Raw genomic sequence first — 18,326 nt, 5'->3', positions numbered from 1 at the left:
CGCTCCTCGCGCCCCCGCCCCTGKCCCTGCCCCTGCCCCTGTCCCTGCCCCTGCTCCTGCCCCGCGATCATGGAGTTGCGGCCCCGGAAGGATCGACAAAGCGGACATCTTTCGGGCCGAGAGTGCAAGATCGGCGAGTGAGGGCGGGGTGGGTGCCGGGTTAGGCGCGTGTCCCGTCGGCCTGTTCCCGCCAGATCGGGGAGCTGGCGGGCGCCTGCGCCAGGTCGGGGACGTTGCTATGTCACGCCTGCTCTGACCACACCACCTCCCCGAGGTGGCGGCGGCAGCGTCCGCACGAAGTGGACGTCACACCGGGAACGGGGCTGGGGAGGGGAAGCGCAGACACGGGACGGCGGGCGGCCGGAGGCCGTCCCGCCGTCCCGTGCTCCGGTCAGCCTGGGTTGGGGCGGTTGTTGGTGAAGTTGCCCGCCTGGGCACCCGTGGCCGAATTGTCGCTCGTGGAACCGCCGGCCGGCGTGCTCAAGCCGCCCGTACTCGCGTCACCGGTCGTCGTCGGCGCGACCTTGCCCGGGTGCTTCTCGGGCTGGCGGGCCACCCGGCGCACACTCGCCGGTCCCGCCGTACCGCCGGTCGTGGTCACCGCGCCCTGACCCCGGGTCGGTCCGCCGTCGCGCAGCACCGTCGGGTCGACGGGTACGTCCGCCGGGTCGTCCGGGTCGAGTTCCTGCCGCATCCGCTCGACGTCGGTCTGCGGCACCGTGACCTCGTCCAGCACGCCCTCGCCGTACACGCCTCCGGCGACCCGCTGCTCAGCCCGCCGGGCGGCGTCCTGCCGCATGTCGTCCTCACGCACGTCAACCACCTCGCAGCTCTCTCGGGGTATCGGTGGTGCGTGCCCGAGGGTGGGAGGCTGAAACCGGAACCGGCGGCGAGAGGCCCGGTGTACGCCCCGGTGTCCGGTTCCGGCCGCGAGCCGAGCGCGGCGGCCATTCGACGGTGACCGGCGGTTACCTTGTCTCCGGCCCCGGGTAGACCCAGGGTGCCCCCGCCACAGAGCGCGAACCGCGCCGTGGCCGACCTGCGGTAGCGGGGCGAGGGTGTGCAGGTTAACGACTCATCAAATCCTGAGGAGGACCAGATGAGCACGCAGGCTGCATCCACCAGGCCGATGAACCGGCCGATGTCCGACGTCCAGAACCGGTCGAGCATGCAGGACACGTCGACCCGGCACATGCCGTCGATGCACGACGGTCACCGGGAGAACATGCCGTCCCCGGGTACGGAGACGAAGCAGGCGTTCCTGACCACCGAGTTCTGGGTGTACGCCGCAGCGGTCGCGGTCGTCGTGATCGCCGCGTTCTGGCGAGGCGCCGCCACCAACGGGCTGAACATCAACAACCCGAACCAGGCGTGGTGGTACCTGACCGCGCTGACCGGCGCGTACCTGGTCAGCCGTGGCCTGTCGAAGGCGGGCAGCGCGCGCCGCTCCGGCAAGGAGCGCCGCGGACGTTGATCGCACGCCGCGCGAACGGCGACGCCCCCGGGATCCGTCCCGGGGGCGTCGTCGCGTCCGCTCACTCCTCGCCGAAGTCCCCGAAGTCGTCGCCGCCGCCGTCGAACGCGTCGTCGAGCATCTCTCCGGCGATCATGCCGCCGGCGACACCCAGCGCGGCGCCCGCGACCACGCCGCCCATGCCCGGGCCGCGCCGTCCGTGGCCGGCGTGGCCGTGGTGACCCGGGTAGCCGTGGCCGCCGTGCGGCATGCCGAAGCCCTGGGCCCGCATGCTGCCGTAGCGGCCGGTGGTCTCCCGCAGCCAGCCGTCGACGACCTGCACCCAGTCGGTACGGGTGGCGTCGCTGTGCGGGACCGAGTAGCGGCCGATGACGTCGTGCCCGGGGCTGAGGAAGCCGCCGCGCTTGTCGCACTCCAGGATCACCTCGACGCCCTGCTGGCTGGTCACGAACGTCAGCTCGACCTCGGTGACCGTCTGCGCGTACTGCGGCGCGGCGAAGAACTCGATCTCCTGGTAGAACGGCAGCGTCTGGGGCACGCCGTAGATGTGGCCGCGCTCCAGGTCGGCGTGCTTGAACCGGAAGCCGAGCGCCTGGAACGCCTCCAGGATCCGCTCGTGGATCGGCAGCGGGTGCACCGACACCTGGTCCAGGTCCGACTTGTCGACGGCGCGGGCCACCGCCAGCTCGGTGCGCAGGCCCATCGTCATGCCGTGCAGGCGCTGGCCGTACACGTCGGTGATCGGGGTCTCCCACGGCACCGGCATCTGGAACGGGATGGAGAGCTGCTGCTTCGGGGCCAGCTCGAAGGCGCCGCTGACCGGCATCCGGTGGAACTCCATCACGCCCGCGTACTCGTGGTCGCCACCCTCGATCTCGACGCGGGTGACCAGGCCGAGGTTGATCTGCTCGATCCGCGCCGGGCTGTCGCCGCCGACCAGATTGACGTGACCGTCCAGGGTCAGCCCGGGCCGGGTGTTCGGGTTGGTGAGCACCGTGTCGACACTCGGGCCACCCACGCCGAACGCGCTCAACATCTTCTTGAAGACCATCGGTCACTCCCGTGCGACTGCGCTCCGACATGGACCGTCGGGCGCTCGTCACGGCACCCTAGACGGCGGGGCTGAGAAGTGGCTGTGAGGCAGGGCGTCGGCTCAGTCGGCGCGTACCACCACCAGCTCGCCGACCTGCTCACCGAGCTGCCGGCGGGCCTCCGGTGGCAGACCGCCGTCGGTGATCAGCACGTCGGCCTCCTCCAGCGGCGCGATGGTGGCGATGCCGATCGTCTCCCACTTGGTGTGGTCGGCCAGCACCACCAGCCGGCGCGCGGACCCGATCAGCCGCCGGTTCACCGCCGCCTCCAGCAGGTTGGGCGTGGTGAAGCCGGTACGCGGGCTCATCCCGTGCACGCCGAGGAACAGCAGGTCGACGTTCAGTGCGGCGATGGCCGCCTCGGCGACCGGGCCGGTCAGCGCGTCCGACGGGGTACGGATGCCGCCGGTCAGCACCACCGTCTGGTCGGCGCGGGGGTTCTGGTAGAGCGCGTCGGCCACCGGGATCGAGTTGGTGACCACCGTCAGCCCGCGTACCTCGGCCAGCCGGGCGGCCAGCGCGGCGGTGGTGGTGCCGGCGGACAGCGCCACCGCCATCCCGGGCTCGACCAGGCCGGCGGCCCGCTCCACGATGGCGCGTTTCTCGGCCTGCTGGCGTACCGACTTGGCGGCGAAGCCGGGTTCCTCGGTGGAGCCGGGTCCGGCGAGCGTCGCACCGCCGTGCACCTTGTCGATCAGGCCGCGGTCGGCCAGCACCTCCAGGTCGCGGCGGATCGTCATGTCGGACACCCCGAACCGGCTGACCAGGTGACTGACCCGGACGCCGCCGCTCTGGCGGATCAACTCCAGGATGGCGCTCTGCCGTTGCTGGGCGAGCATGGGGGACCTCCTCGGCGCGAACGGCAGGGTACCGGTCAGGCGGTCGCGGGCACCGGCGCGGGCTCCTCGCGGACCACCGCCACCTCACCCGCCGGCACCTCCAGCTCGCCGCCGCACCGGACGCCGCCGAGCAGCTCGGTGCCGGTGACCGCCAGCCGGGCCGGCTCGGTGGTGTGGTTGACCACGAACAGCCAGCTCCGGTCCGCCGAGCGGCGGCGGACCACCTCCACCCCGGGCGGCGCACCCACCGGCGGACGGACGTCCGTCTCGTCGAGCAGCCGGGCCACCAGCCGGTCGGTGGCGTCGTCGTCGAGCCGGGTGCCGACGTACCAGGCGGCGCCCGCGCCGACGGCGTTGCGGGTCAGCGCCGGCACGCCGGGCAGGGGCCCGTCGGTGTACGCGGCCAGCACGTCCGCGCCCTCGGCGTGCAGCCATTCGGTCCACACGTCGGCGCGGGCGCCGTCGTCGAGGCGTACCGTCTCGCCGTCGCGCAGCGGGAAGAACTCCTCGACGCGTACGCCGAGCAGGTCACGGAACGCGCCGGGGTAGCCGCCGAGCCGGATGTGGTCGTGCTCGTCGACGATGCCGCTGAAGTAGGTGACCACCGCCGTGCCGCCCGCCTCCACGAACCGGCGCAGCGCGTCGGCGTCGGCGTCGCGGACGAGGTAGAGCGTGGGCACCACGACGAGGCGGTAGCGGGACAGGTCGGCCGACGGGTGCACCACGTCGGCGGTGATCCCGGCCCGCCAGAGCGCGGCGTGCAGCGCGGACAGCCGGTCGGTGTAGGTGACGTCGACGCTCGGGTGGGAGTCGAGTTCGGCGCCCCACCAGGCCTCGTAGTCGAACAGGATCGCCACGTCGGCGTCGACGCGGCTGCCGCGTACCTCGGCGAGCGCGCGCAGGTCGGCGCCGAGCCGGCAGACCTCGCGGAACACCTTGGTGTCCGGCCCGGCGTGCGGGACCAGCGCGGAGTGGAACTTCTCCGCGCCGGCCCGGGAGGCCCGCCACTGGAAGAACAGCACCCCGTCGGCGCCGCGCGCGACGTGGGCGAGGCTGTTGCGGCGCATCTGACCGGGCGTCTTGGCCACGTTGCGGGGCTGCCAGTTGACGGCGCTGGTGGAGTGCTCCATCAGCAGCCACGGCGCGCCGCCGGCGACGCCCCGGGTGTGGTCGGCTGCGAGGGCCAGGTTGACCTGCGGCTGCGGGTCGGCGGCGGTGAGGTAGTGGTCGTTGGCTACCACGTCCACGTCGGAGGCCCACGAGTGGTAGTCCAGGTACTTGATGCCGGTGCCGATCATGAAGTTCGTGGTGACCGGCTGCGGGACGAGCCGGTTCAGCAGCTCCCGCTCGGCGCGCAGCTGGGCGCGCTGCTCGTCGGAGGAGAACCGCAGGAAGTCCAGCTGCTGGGTCGGGTTGGCGAACGTCGGCGCGGTACGCGGCGGGTTGATCTCGGCCCAGTCGTGGTAGCGCTGACTCCAGAACGCGGTGCCCCAGGCCGCGTTGAGCGAGTCCAGGTCGCCGTAGCGCTCGCGCAGCCAGCCGCGGAACGCCTCGGCGCTGACGTCGCAGTAGCAGTGCACGTTGTGACAGCCGAGTTCGTTCGAGACGTGCCAGAGCACGACGGCGGGGTGCCGCGCGTACCGCCGGGCGACGGCCTCGACCAGGGCGAGTGACTGGTCCCGGAACACCGGCGAGCTGGGGCAGTACGCCTGCCGGCCGCCGGGCCAGAGCACCGTGCCGTCGGCCCGGCGGGGCAGCGTCTCCGGGTGCCGGTGCGCCAGCCACGGCGGCGGGCTGGCCGTGGCGGTGGCCAGGTCGACGCTGATGCCGCCATCGTGCAGCAGGTCGATCGCCCGGTCCAGCCAGTCGAAGACGTACCGCCCGGGGGTGGGTTCGATCAGGGCCCAGGAGAAGATGCCGACCGAGACCAGGTTGACCCCGGCGCGTCGCATGAGATCGACGTCCTCGGCCCACGTCTGCTCGGGCCACTGCTCCGGGTTGTAGTCGGCGCCGTACCAGATGCCCTCGCCGTGCCAGTTCCGCATGACAGCAGAGGGTGCCCCTGAACAGCACCCAAGTCAACACTTTCCAACATCGACTGAAGTTCCAACGTTTACCGGCTCTTTGCCCTGCCCTGCCGCCGACAGCGTCGCCTTTTTGCCCTCTTGACAGCGCCGCGCCAAGGGGTAGCTTCAAGCGCCACCGGCTGTTTGTGTTCGGACGTGTGGATTCTCGGTGGATCTGCCACTGCCGACACGAACACCGCTCACCGCCAACGATCACGGTCCATGAGCGCAGCGCACCTCTTCCACGCAGGAGGCACCATGTCCCGTCCCCGCTCGCAAGCCGAGTACCTCGCCCGGCTCGTACCCCCGTCCGTCGCCGGCCTGAACCGGCGCTCGCTGCTCGCCGGCGCGGCCGGCGCGGGGGCGCTGCTCGGCACCGGGCTGCTCGCCGGCTGCGGCGACTCCGACTCCGGGTCCGGCGGCGACGCCAAGAGCGTCTCGCTCGGCTCGAACCAGTCGGACCCGAAGCCCAAGGACGTCGTCGCGAAGGTGATGGACGGCTTCAAGACGTCCTCCGGCGTGACCGTCAACATCAACACGGTCGACCACAACACGTTCCAGGAGAACATCAACAACTACCTGCAGGGCAAGCCGGACGACGTGTTCACCTGGTTCGCCGGCTACCGGATGCGCTTCTTCGCCGCCAAGGGCCTGGCCGGTGACCTCAGCGACGTGTGGGGCAAGCTCGACGGCTACTCCGACGCGTTCAAGAAGGCGTCCACAGGCGACGACGGCAAGCAGTACTTCGTACCGGCGTCGTACTACCCGTGGGCCGTCTTCTACCGCAAGTCGGTGTGGCAGCAGCGCGGCTACGAGGTGCCGAAGACGCTGGACGACCTGAACACGCTCGGCGCGCGGATGAAGAAGGACGGCCTGGTCCCGATCGCGTTCGCGGACAAGGACGGCTGGCCGGCGATGGGCACGTTCGACATCCTCAACCTGCGGATCAACGGCTACCAGTTCCACATCGACCTGATGGCCGGCAAGGAGGCGTGGACCTCCGACAAGGTGAAGAAGGTCTTCGACACCTGGGCCGGGCTGCTCCCCCTGCACCAGCCGGACTCGCTCGGCCGCACCTGGCAGGAGGCCGCGCAGTCGCTGCAGCAGAAGAAGAGCGGCATGTACCTGCTCGGCCTGTTCGTCGGCCAGCAGTTCAGCGGCGCCGACCTGGAGGACCTGGACTTCTTCACGTTCCCCGAGATCGACTCCACGATCGGCGCGAAGGCGCTGGACGCCCCGATCGACGGCTACATGATGGCCCGCAAGCCGAAGTCCAAGGACGCGGCGCAGAAGCTGCTGACGTACCTCGGCTCGAAGGAGGCGGCGGACATCACCGTCAAGAACGACCCGAGCACGCTCGTCGCCAACAGCGGCGCGGACACCGGTGCCTACACCGCGCTGCAGAAGAAGGCCGCCGAGCTGGTCGGCTCCGCCACCGAGATCGCCCAGTTCCTCGACCGGGACACCCGGCCGGACTTCGCCTCCACCGTGATCATCCCGGCGTTGCAGCAGTTCATCAAGGATCCGAAGGACATCGGCGGGCTGCTCACCAGCATCGAGAACCAGAAGAAGTCGATCTTCACCAGCTGACGGCGGAAGGGGAAGGACATCATGTCCGACCTGCCCCTGATCCAAGCGGATCGCGCCGTGCCGCCGCCGGCCGCGACCACCACCAAGGGTGGTCGCGGCCGCCGGCTACGGCTCCTGTCCCGCACCGACCGCGTGGTGATCACGCTGATGGTGCTGGTACCCCTGTTGCTCGTCACCGGGCTGGTCTGGCTGCCCGCGGTGGCGACCGTGCTGCTCTCCGGCACGAACTGGGACGGCATCGGCCCGATCAGCGAGATCGAGTGGGTCGGGGCCAAGAACTACGACGACGTGGTGAACATCTACCCGCCGTTCGTCCCCGCCGTGCAGAACAACCTGCTCTGGCTGGCCGCGCTGTTCGTGGTGGCCACCCCGTTCGGCATGTTCCTCGCCGTACTGCTGGACAAGGAACTGCGCGGCAGCCGCTTCTACCAGACGGCGCTCTACCTGCCGGTGGTGCTGTCGCTGGCGCTCATCGGCTTCGTCTGGCAGCTCATCTACAGCCGCGACCAAGGGCTGCTCAACGGCGTGTTCGGCGGCGACACCGACTGGTACGGCGACCCGGACGTCAACATCTGGGCCGTCCTGGTGGCGGCCGGCTGGCGGCACGTCGGCTACATCATGCTGCTCTACCTGGCCGGCCTGAAGGGCGTCGACCCGTCGCTGCGGGAGGCCGCAGCGGTGGACGGCTCCTCGGAGACCAGCACGTTCTTCCGGGTCGTCTTCCCGGTCCTGCGCCCGATCAACATCATCGTGCTGGTGGTCACGGTGATCGAGTCGCTGCGCGCGTTCGACCTGGTCTGGGTCATCAACAAGGGCCGCAACGGGCTGGAGCTGATCTCCGCGCTGGTCACCCAGAACGTGGTCGGCGAGGCGAGCCGGATCGGCTTCGGCTCGGCGCTGGCGACGATCATGCTGGCCGTCTCGCTGGTCTTCATCACCATCTACCTCTGGACCGTGATGCGGGAGGACAAGCGATGACCGCCGTCTCCGCCGGCCGCCGCCGCCCCGTGCGGCCCGCCCGGGTCGTCCTGCACCTGTTCCTGGGTACGGTCGCCGTGGGCTGGCTGTTCCCCATCCTCTGGGCGGTGCTCACCTCGTTCCGCTCCTACGAGTACACCGCCGCCAACGGCTACGTGTCGCTCGGCGGCTGGACTGTCGACAACTACGTCACCGCCTGGCGTACCGCCGAGTTCGGCAAGCACTTCCTCAACTCGGCGTACATCACCGTCCCGGCGGTGCTGCTCACGCTGTTCCTCGCCTCCTGCGTGGCGTTCGTGATCGCCCGGTTCAGCTGGAAGCTCAACATCGCGCTGCTCGGCCTGTTCACCGCGGCGAACCTGCTGCCGCAGCAGGCGCTGCTCATCCCGCTGTTCCGGATGTTCACCGAGATCCCACTGCCGGCCTGGATGAGCGACTCGGAGCTGCTGTACGACAGCTACTGGGGGCTGATCCTGGTCAACGTCGCCTTCCAGTGCGGCTTCTGCGTGTTCGTGCTCAGCAACTACATGAAGGCGCTGCCGCACGAGCTGTACGAGGCCGCGATGGTCGACGGGGCGAACGTGTGGCGGCAGTACTGGCAGGTGACGATGCCGCTGTGCCGCCCGGCGCTGGCCGCCCTCGCCACGCTGGAGGTCACCTGGATCTACAACGAGTTCTTCTGGGCCACTGTGCTCATGCGGACCGGCGACAAGTTCCCGGTCACCAGTTCGCTGAACAACCTGCGCGGTGAGTTCTTCACCGACAACAACCTGGTCTCGGCCGGTTCCGTGCTGGTCGCGATCCCCACCCTGGTGATCTTCTTCCTGCTGCAGAAGCAGTTCGTCCGGGGCCTGACGCTGGGAGCCTCCAAGGGATGACGATCGTCCACCTGCGCCGCGCGCGGACCAGCCTGGTGCTCGACGCCCGCGGCCCGGGGCTGCCCCGGGTCGTGCACTGGGGCGCCGACCTCGGCCCGCTGCCCGACGAGGATCTGCCTGCGGTCGTCGACGCCACGGTGCCGCCGGTGGTGCCGAGCAGCTTCGACACGCCCACCGTGCTGTCGCTGCTGCCCGAGGCGAGCGCCGGGTGGAGCGGGCGGCCCGGTCTCGCCGGTCACCGTGACGGCCGGGACTGGTCGACGGCGTTCCGCCTCACCGGCCTCGACGTGCACGACGAACCCGCTGCACCGCCTGAGCTGTTAGGAGGGGACCCTTTACATGCACCAGGCGTTAACAAGGGGCCCTTCCTTTCCTCCGGGCGGGTGGTGGTGCGGGCGGCGGACCCGGGCGCGGGGCTGAGCCTGACCGTCGAGATCACCCTGGACGTGGCGGGTGTGCTCACGCTGCGGCACCGGCTGCGCAACGACGGCGACGGCCGGTACGAGGTACGGGAGCTGACGCCCGTGCTGCCGGTGCCGGCGGTCGCCACCGAACTGCTCGACCTGACCGGCCGCTGGTGCCGGGAACGCGCGCCGCAGCGGCACCCGTGGCCGATGGGCGCCTGGGTACGCGAGGGACGGCACGGCCGTACCGGCCACGACGCGACGCTGCTGCTGGTCGCGGGCACGTCCGGGTTCGGTTTCCGGCACGGCGAGGTGTGGGCGGTGCACACCGCGTGGAGCGGTGACCACGTCACCGCCGCCGAACGCCGCCCCACAGGTGAGTCCACGCTCGGCGGCGGTGAGCTGCTGGCACCCGGCGAGATCGTGCTCGGGCCGGGCGAGGAGTACGCCACTCCCCTGCTCTACGCGGCCCACTCGGCCGACGGGCTGGACGGGCTCAGCGACGCGCTGCACACGCACCTACGGGCACGCACCTCGCACCCGCGCACGCCGCGGCCGGTCACGTTGAACGTGTGGGAGGCGGTCTACTTCGACCACGACCTGGACCGGCTGCGGACGCTCGCCGACCGGGCCGCCGAGGTCGGGGTGGAACGCTTCGTGCTGGACGACGGCTGGTTCCGCGGCCGGCGGCACGACCAGGCCGGGCTCGGCGACTGGTGGGTCGACGGCGAGGTCTGGCCGGACGGGTTGCAGCCGCTGATCGACCACGTACGCGGGCACGGCATGCAGTTCGGGCTGTGGGTCGAACCGGAGATGGTCAACCCCGACTCCGATCTGTTCCGCGCCCACCCCGACTGGGTGCTCCAGGCGCCGGGCCGGCTGCCACCACCGTGGCGGCACCAGCAGGTGCTCGACCTGGCCCACCCGGACGCGTACGCGTACCTGCTCGAACGGCTCGACACGGTGCTGAGCGAGCACGACGGGCTCGCGTACCTGAAGTGGGACCACAACCGCGACCTCACCGAGGCCGGGCACGCCGGACGGCCGGGTGTGCACGCGCAGACCCTCGCGCTCTACCGGCTGCTGGACGAGCTGCGCGCCCGGCACCCGGACGTCGAGATCGAGAGCTGCTCCTCCGGTGGCGCCCGGGTCGACCTGGAGATCCTGCGCCGCACCGACCGGGTCTGGGCCAGCGACTGCAACGACGCGCTGGAACGGCTGTCCATCCAGCGCTGGACCGGCCTGCTGCTGCCGCCGGAACTGATCGGCACGCACATCGGCCCGGAACGCTCACACACCACGCACCGCGTACACGACCTGAGCTTCCGCGCGGTCACCGCGCTGTTCGGCCACCACGGCATCGAGTGGGACATCAGCGCGATCGAGCCCGGCGAGCGGGCCGAACTCGCCGCCTGGGTCGCGCTGCACAAGCGGCTGCGCCCGCTGCTGCACACCGGCCGGGTGGTCCGGGTCGACCACCCGGACCCGGCCGTGCAGGCCCACGGCGTGGTCGCCCACGACAGCTCCCATGCGGTGTACGCGGTCAGCCGGCTCTCCACCTCCGCGGCGCAGGTGCCGGGTCAGGTACGGCTGCCGGGGCTGGACCCGCAGCGGCGCTACCGGGTCCGCCCGCCCGCTGGAGTGCCGGAACCGGCCCTGCTGGAGCTGTCCCCGCCCGGCTGGCTGGCCTGGCCGGGCGACGGCATCACGCTGACCGGTTCGGTGCTGGGTTCGGTAGGCCTGCAACTGCCGGCTCTGCACCCCGAACAGGCCCTCCTCCTGGAGGTCACCGTCGATGACTGAGCGACGCCGGCAGCGGTGACCGGCCCGTTCAGCCGCGCGAGCCTACGCGCCCGGGACGTTCGTGGGGTCACCGGCGCCGCCGCGGGACGCGGGCCGGGGTGGCCGCAGCCCCATCGACCAATGGATGGGTCACGGCGGCCGGGTGGGACTCGCCGGTCGAGCGCCACAGCTCGTGGAGCGTGGGCCACCAGTCGGGGTGGCTCTCCACCACCTCGACCAGGACGGGGCTCTGCTCCAGCATGTGCGCGGGCCATCGGTGCCAGGAGTGGGCGAATCGGAAGTCGGGCAGCAGCCCGGCCACCTGCAGCTCGCACTCCAGCACGTCCGCGAGTAGCTCCGCGAGGGTGATCACGACGGACCGGTCGGTGTCGGTCGGCGCGGAGGGCTTCCGGTCGAAGAAGTATGCGCGGAGCGGCGGATTCTCCAACAGGCGGTCGTGCCAGGCGCGAGACAGATTGTTCACTTCCATCAGCGCGGTGGCCGAGCCGATGCCGTTGTTGATGCGGCTCTGTTTCGCCACCTTCCGCGTCTGCACGGCGGAGAAGCACAACGACACCGCGACCAGCATCAGACTGACGAAGCCCAGAATCGTTTCCCACATGTTCCCGCCCCTTCAAGGAGTACGACTCCCCTCACGCTAAGCAGAGAGTGCAACACCCTGAGTCACCGACTTCCGGCCGCGTTCCTCCCGACGGTCAGTCAGCGGTCCGGCCGTCCTCAGGCGGCGGCGCGACGGACGGTGTCGCGCAGGGCCAGAGCCACCGCGGCGAACAGGGCCGCGCCGCACCCCACACCGGAGATCAGGCCGACCGTGCCGGCGCCCGCGCCCAGCGCGTGGGCGAGGAACCCGGCCAGGCCGAGCGCGGTCATCACGGCGCCCAGCCAGTGGTAGAGCGGCATCCGCCAGACGTGGGCGAGGCCGAAGAAGTGCACGCCGACGACCACCGCGACCCAGGCGACTGCCACGGCGGGGCGGTCCAGCACGTTGTTGATCACGGACAGGCCACCGAAGAGCGCGACCGCCTCCAGCGCCACCACCAGCCAGTAGCGGCGGTCCATGAACCCGGCGGCCTCCCGCTGCGGGGCGGGCGTCTCGACCCGGGCCACCCGGAACAGCGCGGCCAGGAGCAGCGCGGCCACCAGCAGGCCGGCGACGCGCAGCACCAGCGGCCAGGGCGCGTCCAGACCGTCGCTGTTGACCAGCACGAACACGGTGCCGAACGAGATGGCCACGAGCGAGCCGACCACCAGTCCCGACGGTCGTCCCCTGGTTCCCGTGCTCATGACGTCGCCTCCAGTCCCTCGTGCTCGCGCCTCGACCCGCGATCAAGGGCGTGGCGTCTGTACCCGCGCCCGGACGCGGCACAAACCCCGTGATCACTATGTCGGAGAGCGGTGGCCGGGCCCGCGCGGGCCCGGCCACCCGGTGAATCAGCTCGCGGTGCAGGTGAGGGCGGGGGTGGAGTTGGTGCCCTGCCAGCTGCCGATGAAGCCGAACGTGGTGCTCGCGCCGGCGCCGATTCGGCCGTTGTAGTCGACGTTGCGGGCCGTGTACGCCGACCCGCTGTTGCTGACGCTCGCGTTCCACGCCTGGGTGACGGACTGGCCGTTGGCGAACGTCCAGCGGACCGTCCAGCCGGTGATCGCGGCGGCTCCGGCGGTCACCTTGACCTCACCCTGGAAGCCGCCCTGCCACGAGTTCGCGACGGTGTAGGTGGCGGTGCAGCCACCGGACGGCGGGGGCGTGGTGGGCGGCGGCGGGGTCGGGCTGACGGTCGGGCTGGTCGTGGGGCTGACGGTGGGGCTGGCGGTGGGGCTGACCGTCGGGCTGGCGGTCGGGGTGGTGCTCGAGTACACCGACGCCTCGCGGGACGTGGCGGCGATGCCGTTGGCGCCGTTGAAGATCCGCTGACCCCAGCTGGTGAGCTGGGCCGGGTTGAACGCGGTGGTCATGTCCAGGTACTCCACGCCGCCGCCGTTGCCGCTCCACGACCAGCCGAGGTAGCCGATGCCGTTGGCCTGGGCGTACGCCATGATGGCGTCCTCGTCGGGGTTGCCGTCGGAGTGGTTGAAGCCGAACTCGCCGACCACGATGGGCAGCCCGGCGGTGCGGAACCGGCCCAGGTAGTCGCTGATCTCGGCGGCGGTGTCGAACACGCCGTACATGTGGATGGAGAAGACGGTGTTGCGCTGCGGGTCGGCGGCGAACACGGTGCCGGCGTTGTCGCGCATGGTGAACGACCAGTCCTGGCCCCAGTTCGGCGCGTCCACCATGATCGTGTGGGTCAGGCCGGCGGCGCGCAGCCGCTTGATCGCGTTCGAGGTGTCGGTGGTCCAGGCGCTGTAGCCCTGGTTGCCGAACGGCTCGTTGCCGATGTTGACGATGACGTACTTCTCCTGGCCCTTGAGCACGTCGGCGATGCTCAGCCAGTAGTCGGTGGCCTTCGCCAGCGTGGTGGCGGCGCCGTCCTCGCCGTACCCGGTGGTGTCGTGCACCTCCAGTACGCAGATCATCCGGTTGGCCTTGCACAGTGAGATCACGTTCGCCACGTCGGCGGCGCTGTTCTTCGTCCACCGGTCGCCGCTGGACAGGACCACCCGGACGGTGTTCGCGCCGAGCGCCTTGATATTGGCGAAGGAGCTGGTCTGCTGCGGGTACCAGGTGTGCGCGTGGTTGACCCCGCGCATCACGAACTCGACGCCGCCCGCGTCGTAGAGCCGCCCGTTGGAGACGGAGAACCCGGTGGCGGCATGGGCCGGCTGCCCGAGGGCGAAGACGGCGGCGAGGGCCGTCAGCAGGGCGGCGCCCGCGACGGAGAGCAGTTTCTTCATGGCTGTCCTCAGGGGAAGGTCTCCCCCGTGCCCGAGCGGGGGTGCGGTGACGGTGACGAGGTGGTGGCGGCTGAGCCCGGTAGCCGCCGCCCGGTTCCCGAACGGACGCAGCCATCAGCGTAGGGCGATGGAAGGTTTTAGGCAACCGGTTAAGCGGGACGCGCCGGGAGGCGGTGGCCGTTGGCGGGTGGCGTGAGCTGAACCGGTTAAGAGCGGAACCGGGAAGCGGACAGCAGGGTTGACCCGAGCCGGGCGGGGTATCCGGGGACGATCCGCCCGGAAAGGAGACGTGCCATGGTCAACGTCGGTTACACCCTCATGTGCGAGCAGGCCGGCCCGAAGGAACTCGTCGACCACGCCGTACGCGCCGAGGCCGCCGGCTTCGACCATCTGGTCATGTCCGACCACTACTACCCCTGGCTGGAGTCCCAGGGCCACTCCCCGTACGCCTGGTCGGTGCTCGGCGCGGTCGCCCACGCCACCAGCCGGGCCGAGCTGATGTCGTTCGTGACCTGCCCGATCCGGCGGTACCACCCGGCGGTCGTGGCGCAGAAGGCCAGCACCATCGGGGTGCTCTCGGACGGGCGGTTCACGCTCGGTCTCGGCGCCGGGGAGAACCTCAACGAGCACGTGGTGGGCGGATGGCCGCACGTGCAGCAGCGGCACGAGATGTTCGAGGAGGCGTTGCAGATCATCCGGCCGCTCCTCAACGGCGAGACGCTGACGTTCTCCGGCAACCACTTCGACGTACCCGACGCGTACCTCTGGGACCGGCCGGAGCGGCCGGTGCCGATGGCGGTGGCCGCGTCCGGGCGGCAGTCGGCCACGCTCGCCGCCGAGTACGCCGACGCCATGATCTCCACCGATCCGCTGTCCCACCTGATCGACATGTACGAGGAGGCCGGCGGCGCGGGCCGCCCCCGCTACGGGCAGGTGGCCATCTGCTACGGCCCGGACGAGGACGAGTGCCGCAAGATCGTGCACGACCAGTTCCGCTGGTTCGGCCTGGGCTGGAAGGTCAACGCCGACCTGCCCGGCCCGGAGTCGTTCGAGGCGGCCACCCGGTTCGTCCGGGAGGAGGACGTGGCCGAGGGCATCTCCTGTGGCCCGGACACCGACCGGCACGTCGAGGCGTTCAAGAAGTTCGTCGACGCCGGCTTCACCCACGTCGCGCTGGTCCAGGTGGGCGGCGGCACCCAGCCGATGTTCCTCGACTGGGCCCAGGAGGAGCTGCTGCCCCGGCTGCGCGAGCTGTGAGGAGCTGACGCCATGCGTATCGGTGACACCGAGATCCGGCCCGCCGGCGGCGGGCTCGGCTGCCTCTTGATGATCCTCTTCTCGGTCGTCGCCTCGGTGGTGCTGACCGTGCTGCTCAACCTGATCGTCTAGAAACGGCCGTGCCGTCGAGCGGGCGGCAACAGAATGAGGCCATGAGCCTGCTGACCGTGCTGCCGCTGGCTTTCGTGATGGTCGCCGGCCCACAGCTGATCAGCGCGGTGTTCCTGGCCGCCAGCCGGGACCCGCGGCGCAGCTCGGTGGCCTACCTGGCCGGCGCCGCACTGGGCACGCTGGTCGCGCTGACCGTCTGGTACGGCGTGTTCCGGGTGATCCGGTACAGCGCCGGCAACGGCACGAAGGACAGCGGCAGCCGGCACCTGATCGACTGGATCGTGCTGGTGCTGCTGGCGGCGCTCATGGTCATCACGTTCCTCAGACGCAAGCGGAACCAGCCGCCCGGCTGGATGCGCAAGCTGGAGGACACCCGGCCACCGTTCGCGTTCGGCCTCGGCCTGCTGCTCTTCGTCGCCATGCCCAGCGACGAGGTCACCATGGCGTCGGTCGCCGGCAGCCTGGCCGGACACGACAAGCCGTGGTGGCACCTGCTGCCGTTCCTGATCCTGACCGTGCTGCTGCTGGCGCTGCCGCTGCTCGCGCTGGTGATGCTGGGCGCGCGTGCCGAACGGCTGCTGCCGAGGCTCCGTGACTGGTCCGACGCGCACTCCTGGATCATCAGCGAGCTGGTGATCCTGGTCTTCGTGGCGATCGTGGTGTCCGACCTCGTCTAGGTCGTGACGTCCACCTCGGCCAGCACCGGATAGTGGTCCGAGGCCGTGTCCGCGTCACCGTCGCGGACCACCCGCACCGCGCGTACCCGGCCGGCCAGCGCGGGGGTGGCGAGCAGGTAGTCCAGCCGCATCCCGGCGAACTCGGCGCCGCCGTGCCGGGTCGGCACGGTCAGGCCGCCGGGTTCGTCGCCGCCGGACCGCGGCCACAGATCCACCAGACCGGCGTCGAGCAGCCGGGCCACCGCGCGGGTGTCCACGGTACGGCCGTCGCGGCGCAGGTGCCGCCGCCGGTACGCCGTCGCCAGCCCGGCGAGCCGGGCGGTGTGGTCGACGGCGGGCTCCAGCGTGTTCAGGTCCCCGGCGAGCAGGGCCAGCTCTCCCCCGGTACGCCGCAGCGCGGCGGCGAGCCAGTCCGCCTCCATCCGCCGCCGCCCGCCCGAGTAGGGGTACAGGTGCGTGCTCAGCACGGTCAGCGGTCCCGCGCCGGTGGCGACCTGCACCCGGGCGGCGGCGTGGTGGAACGGGCGGCGGACCCGGCCGGCGCGCAGCACCCGCAGCGGCGGGCGGACCAGCACCGCCACCGGCTGGCCGAAGCAGGACCGGGCCGGGTACGCCGCCATCCCGAGCCGGTCGGCCAGGCCGTCGAGCGTGGCGTCCATGCCGCGCAGCTCCTGCAACGCCAGCACGTCGGGGCGCTGCGCGGTGACGACCGAGACGATCCGGCCCCGGCGGTCGGCACCGCCCGCGTCCCGCCCGCCGGTCCGGATGTTCCAGGTCATCACCCGCAGCATCGGCTCAGTCCGGCCGCGCGGCCTTGGCCAGCTCGTCGTCCAGCTCGTCGACCTGTTCGGACTCGATCGCCGGCTGGTTGCCCTCGTACACGTCGGCGTTGGGCTTGATCACCCAGTACAGCAGCGACAGCCAGAGCGCGCCGAGCAGGATCGCGCCCATGAAGTCGGTCGGGTGGTGCATGCCCCGGTACATCCGGGAGGTGGCCACGCCGACCGGCATCAGCACGGCCATGCCCACGAACAGCCACCGCCACCACCTGTCGGTACGCGGGAACACGATGACCGCCATGGCCACCCAGAGGCAGATGGTCGCCGCGATGTGGCCGGACGGGAACGACGAGGTCGGCATCTGCCCGTCCAGGTTCTCCACCGGCGGCCGGGGCCGGTCCACCACCCGGGCGCTGGCCAGGAACAGGCTCAGCTCGCCGAACATCGCCAGCACCACGTACAGCACCGGCCGCCAGCGCCGCCACACGGCCAGCACGATCGGGCAGAACACCAGCGACACCAGCAGGATCGCGTGGGTGTCGCCGAACTTGCTCCACCACCAGCTCAGCTCGGTGAGCGCGTCGGTGTGCCGCTCGGCGAACCAGCGCGGCACCCCGGTGTCGAGCGTGTCGAAGAACGTGCCCTTGGCGTGGTAGCTGACGAACATGCCGAACGCGTAGAGCACACCGAAGACGAGCACCCAGCCGACCAGCAGCTCGGCCACCGCCGAGCGCGGGTGTTCCAGCACCTTCTCCTCGTCCGGCGCGAGCGCCAGTTCCTCGCCCGCCTCCGGCTCCAAGCCCTCGCGCAGCGGCGGCACCGGCCGGCCGCGCTCGCGCCGCCACAGCCGGAAGGCGTACGCGGTGACGCCCAGCCAGGCCGCGCCGAGCAGCCAGCCGCCGATCACGTCGGACACGAAGTGCACGCCCAGCGCGATCCGGGTCAGCCCGACCAGGAGGATCAGCACGCCGGCGATGGCGATGGCCGGCTTGCGCCAGCGCGGCGACATGGCCGGCAGGAACACCAGCAGCAGCGCCCCGTACGCGACGAACGAGCCGAGCGCGTGACCACTGGGGAAGCTGTTCCCCGGCGCGCTGGCGATCGGCACGTCCACCACCGGGCGCAGCCGCCCGACCAGCGCCTTGAGCGACGGGTCGAGGATCAGCCCGCCGGCGCCGGTGACGATCAGGTAGACCGCCAGCCGGGACTGGCGGCGGATCAGCAGGCCCACCACCGCGATGGTGACCAGCCAGATCAGCACCGGCCGTCCGCCCAGGTCGGTGATCGCCTGGAGCACTGTGACCAGCGGGCCGTGCGGGGCCACGAGGTTGTTGAACCACTCGGCCGTCTCGTGGTCGGCGTGGTAGAGCGGGCTCCACCGGAACCGGACCAGCATGAGCAGCACGCCGAACCCGACTCCCGCACCGGCCACGGCGAGCAGGCCCGCGAGGCTCCGCTCCGCGAAATGGCTGAGCGGCCGGCTCCCGGCTTCCTTGACCGCGGTCACACCGCACCTCCCTCGTTCT

Annotated in this window: 16 protein-coding genes; 7 read left to right on the top strand and 9 right to left on the bottom strand. The window is 71.1% G+C overall.

The window, feature by feature from the left end; translation table 11 throughout:
• Positions 1–391: 391 nt before the first annotated feature.
• Positions 392–814, bottom strand: coding sequence for a hypothetical protein (locus tag NMK34_RS10030; protein ID WP_318333139.1), 423 nt, complete (start codon positions 812–814; stop codon positions 392–394).
• Between the two features lie 285 nt (positions 815–1,099).
• On the opposite strand from NMK34_RS10030, the gene NMK34_RS10025 reads away from it, so the two are divergent.
• Positions 1,100–1,474, top strand: coding sequence for a hypothetical protein (locus tag NMK34_RS10025; RefSeq protein ID WP_036343163.1), 375 nt, complete (start codon positions 1,100–1,102; stop codon positions 1,472–1,474).
• Positions 1,475–1,535: 61 nt separating this feature from the next.
• Here the strand turns inward: NMK34_RS10025 and NMK34_RS10020 are convergent, their stop codons facing one another.
• The 3 genes from NMK34_RS10020 to NMK34_RS10010 form a co-directional block, all read right to left on the bottom strand.
• Entirely contained in the window at positions 1,536–2,525 is a 990-nt protein-coding gene (locus NMK34_RS10020) for a sporulation protein (RefSeq protein WP_318333138.1), read from the bottom strand.
• Positions 2,526–2,627: 102 nt separating this feature from the next.
• Positions 2,628–3,404 (bottom strand): DeoR/GlpR family DNA-binding transcription regulator, encoded by a 777-nt coding sequence (locus NMK34_RS10015; RefSeq protein ID WP_194802589.1) that lies wholly within the window; start codon positions 3,402–3,404, stop codon positions 2,628–2,630.
• Between the two features lie 35 nt (positions 3,405–3,439).
• Positions 3,440–5,449 carry a beta-galactosidase gene (locus tag NMK34_RS10010; protein WP_318333137.1) on the bottom strand — a complete coding sequence of 670 codons (2,010 nt, stop codon included), beginning with the start codon at positions 5,447–5,449 and terminating at the stop codon, positions 3,440–3,442.
• 243 nt (positions 5,450–5,692) lie between these two features.
• On the opposite strand from NMK34_RS10010, the gene NMK34_RS10005 reads away from it, so the two are divergent.
• From NMK34_RS10005 to NMK34_RS09990, 4 genes are read left to right on the top strand one after another with little or no spacing between them, the layout of a single operon-like run.
• Positions 5,693–7,060 carry an ABC transporter substrate-binding protein gene (locus NMK34_RS10005; protein ID WP_318333136.1) on the top strand — a complete coding sequence of 456 codons (1,368 nt, stop codon included), beginning with the start codon at positions 5,693–5,695 and terminating at the stop codon, positions 7,058–7,060.
• A gap of 21 nt (positions 7,061–7,081) precedes the next feature.
• The gene (locus NMK34_RS10000) at positions 7,082–8,038 is read left to right on the top strand and encodes a sugar ABC transporter permease (RefSeq protein WP_318333135.1); all 957 of its coding nucleotides are present in this window, start codon (positions 7,082–7,084) and stop codon (positions 8,036–8,038) included.
• Complete coding sequence (locus NMK34_RS09995; protein WP_013284905.1) at positions 8,035–8,916, top strand: carbohydrate ABC transporter permease; 882 nt, start codon at positions 8,035–8,037, stop codon at positions 8,914–8,916. Before NMK34_RS10000 ends, NMK34_RS09995 begins: the two co-directional genes overlap by 4 nt.
• Entirely contained in the window at positions 8,913–11,123 is a 2,211-nt protein-coding gene (locus tag NMK34_RS09990) for an alpha-galactosidase (RefSeq protein ID WP_318333134.1), read from the top strand. Before NMK34_RS09995 ends, NMK34_RS09990 begins: the two co-directional genes overlap by 4 nt.
• A gap of 67 nt (positions 11,124–11,190) precedes the next feature.
• On the opposite strand, the gene NMK34_RS09985 is transcribed toward NMK34_RS09990, so the two are convergent.
• From NMK34_RS09985 to NMK34_RS09975, 3 genes are all read right to left on the bottom strand, one after another.
• Entirely contained in the window at positions 11,191–11,691 is a 501-nt protein-coding gene (locus NMK34_RS09985; RefSeq protein WP_318333133.1) for a hypothetical protein, read from the bottom strand.
• Between the two features lie 149 nt (positions 11,692–11,840).
• Positions 11,841–12,407: a hypothetical protein gene (locus NMK34_RS09980; RefSeq protein ID WP_318333132.1), complete on the bottom strand. Its 567-nt coding sequence runs from the start codon at positions 12,405–12,407 to the stop codon at positions 11,841–11,843.
• A gap of 147 nt (positions 12,408–12,554) precedes the next feature.
• Entirely contained in the window at positions 12,555–13,955 is a 1,401-nt protein-coding gene (locus tag NMK34_RS09975) for a cellulase family glycosylhydrolase (protein ID WP_318333131.1), read from the bottom strand.
• Positions 13,956–14,249: 294 nt separating this feature from the next.
• Between NMK34_RS09975 and NMK34_RS09970 the strand changes: the two genes are divergently transcribed.
• A complete protein-coding gene (locus NMK34_RS09970) occupies positions 14,250–15,212 on the top strand; it encodes a TIGR03557 family F420-dependent LLM class oxidoreductase (protein WP_318333130.1) in 963 nt (320 codons plus the stop codon).
• A gap of 173 nt (positions 15,213–15,385) precedes the next feature.
• Positions 15,386–16,021 (top strand): GAP family protein, encoded by a 636-nt coding sequence (locus NMK34_RS09965; protein ID WP_318333129.1) that lies wholly within the window; start codon positions 15,386–15,388, stop codon positions 16,019–16,021.
• On the opposite strand, the gene NMK34_RS09960 is transcribed toward NMK34_RS09965, so the two are convergent.
• Both NMK34_RS09960 and NMK34_RS09955 read right to left on the bottom strand, forming a co-directional pair.
• On the bottom strand, positions 16,018–16,812 hold the full coding sequence (locus tag NMK34_RS09960; protein ID WP_318333128.1) for an endonuclease/exonuclease/phosphatase family protein: 795 nt from the start codon (positions 16,810–16,812) through the stop codon (positions 16,018–16,020). The genes NMK34_RS09965 and NMK34_RS09960 overlap by 4 nt on opposite strands.
• Before the next feature lie 4 nt (positions 16,813–16,816).
• Positions 16,817–18,307 (bottom strand): phosphatase PAP2 family protein, encoded by a 1,491-nt coding sequence (locus NMK34_RS09955; protein ID WP_318333127.1) that lies wholly within the window; start codon positions 18,305–18,307, stop codon positions 16,817–16,819.
• Positions 18,308–18,326: the final 19 nt, after the last annotated feature.

Source organism: Micromonospora sp. BRA006-A, from assembly GCF_033433935.1.
Lineage (GTDB): Bacteria > Actinomycetota > Actinomycetes > Mycobacteriales > Micromonosporaceae > Micromonospora > Micromonospora aurantiaca.
The sequence above is the reverse complement of the archived record's forward strand: the minus strand, read 5'-3'. Positions and strand labels throughout refer to the sequence as shown.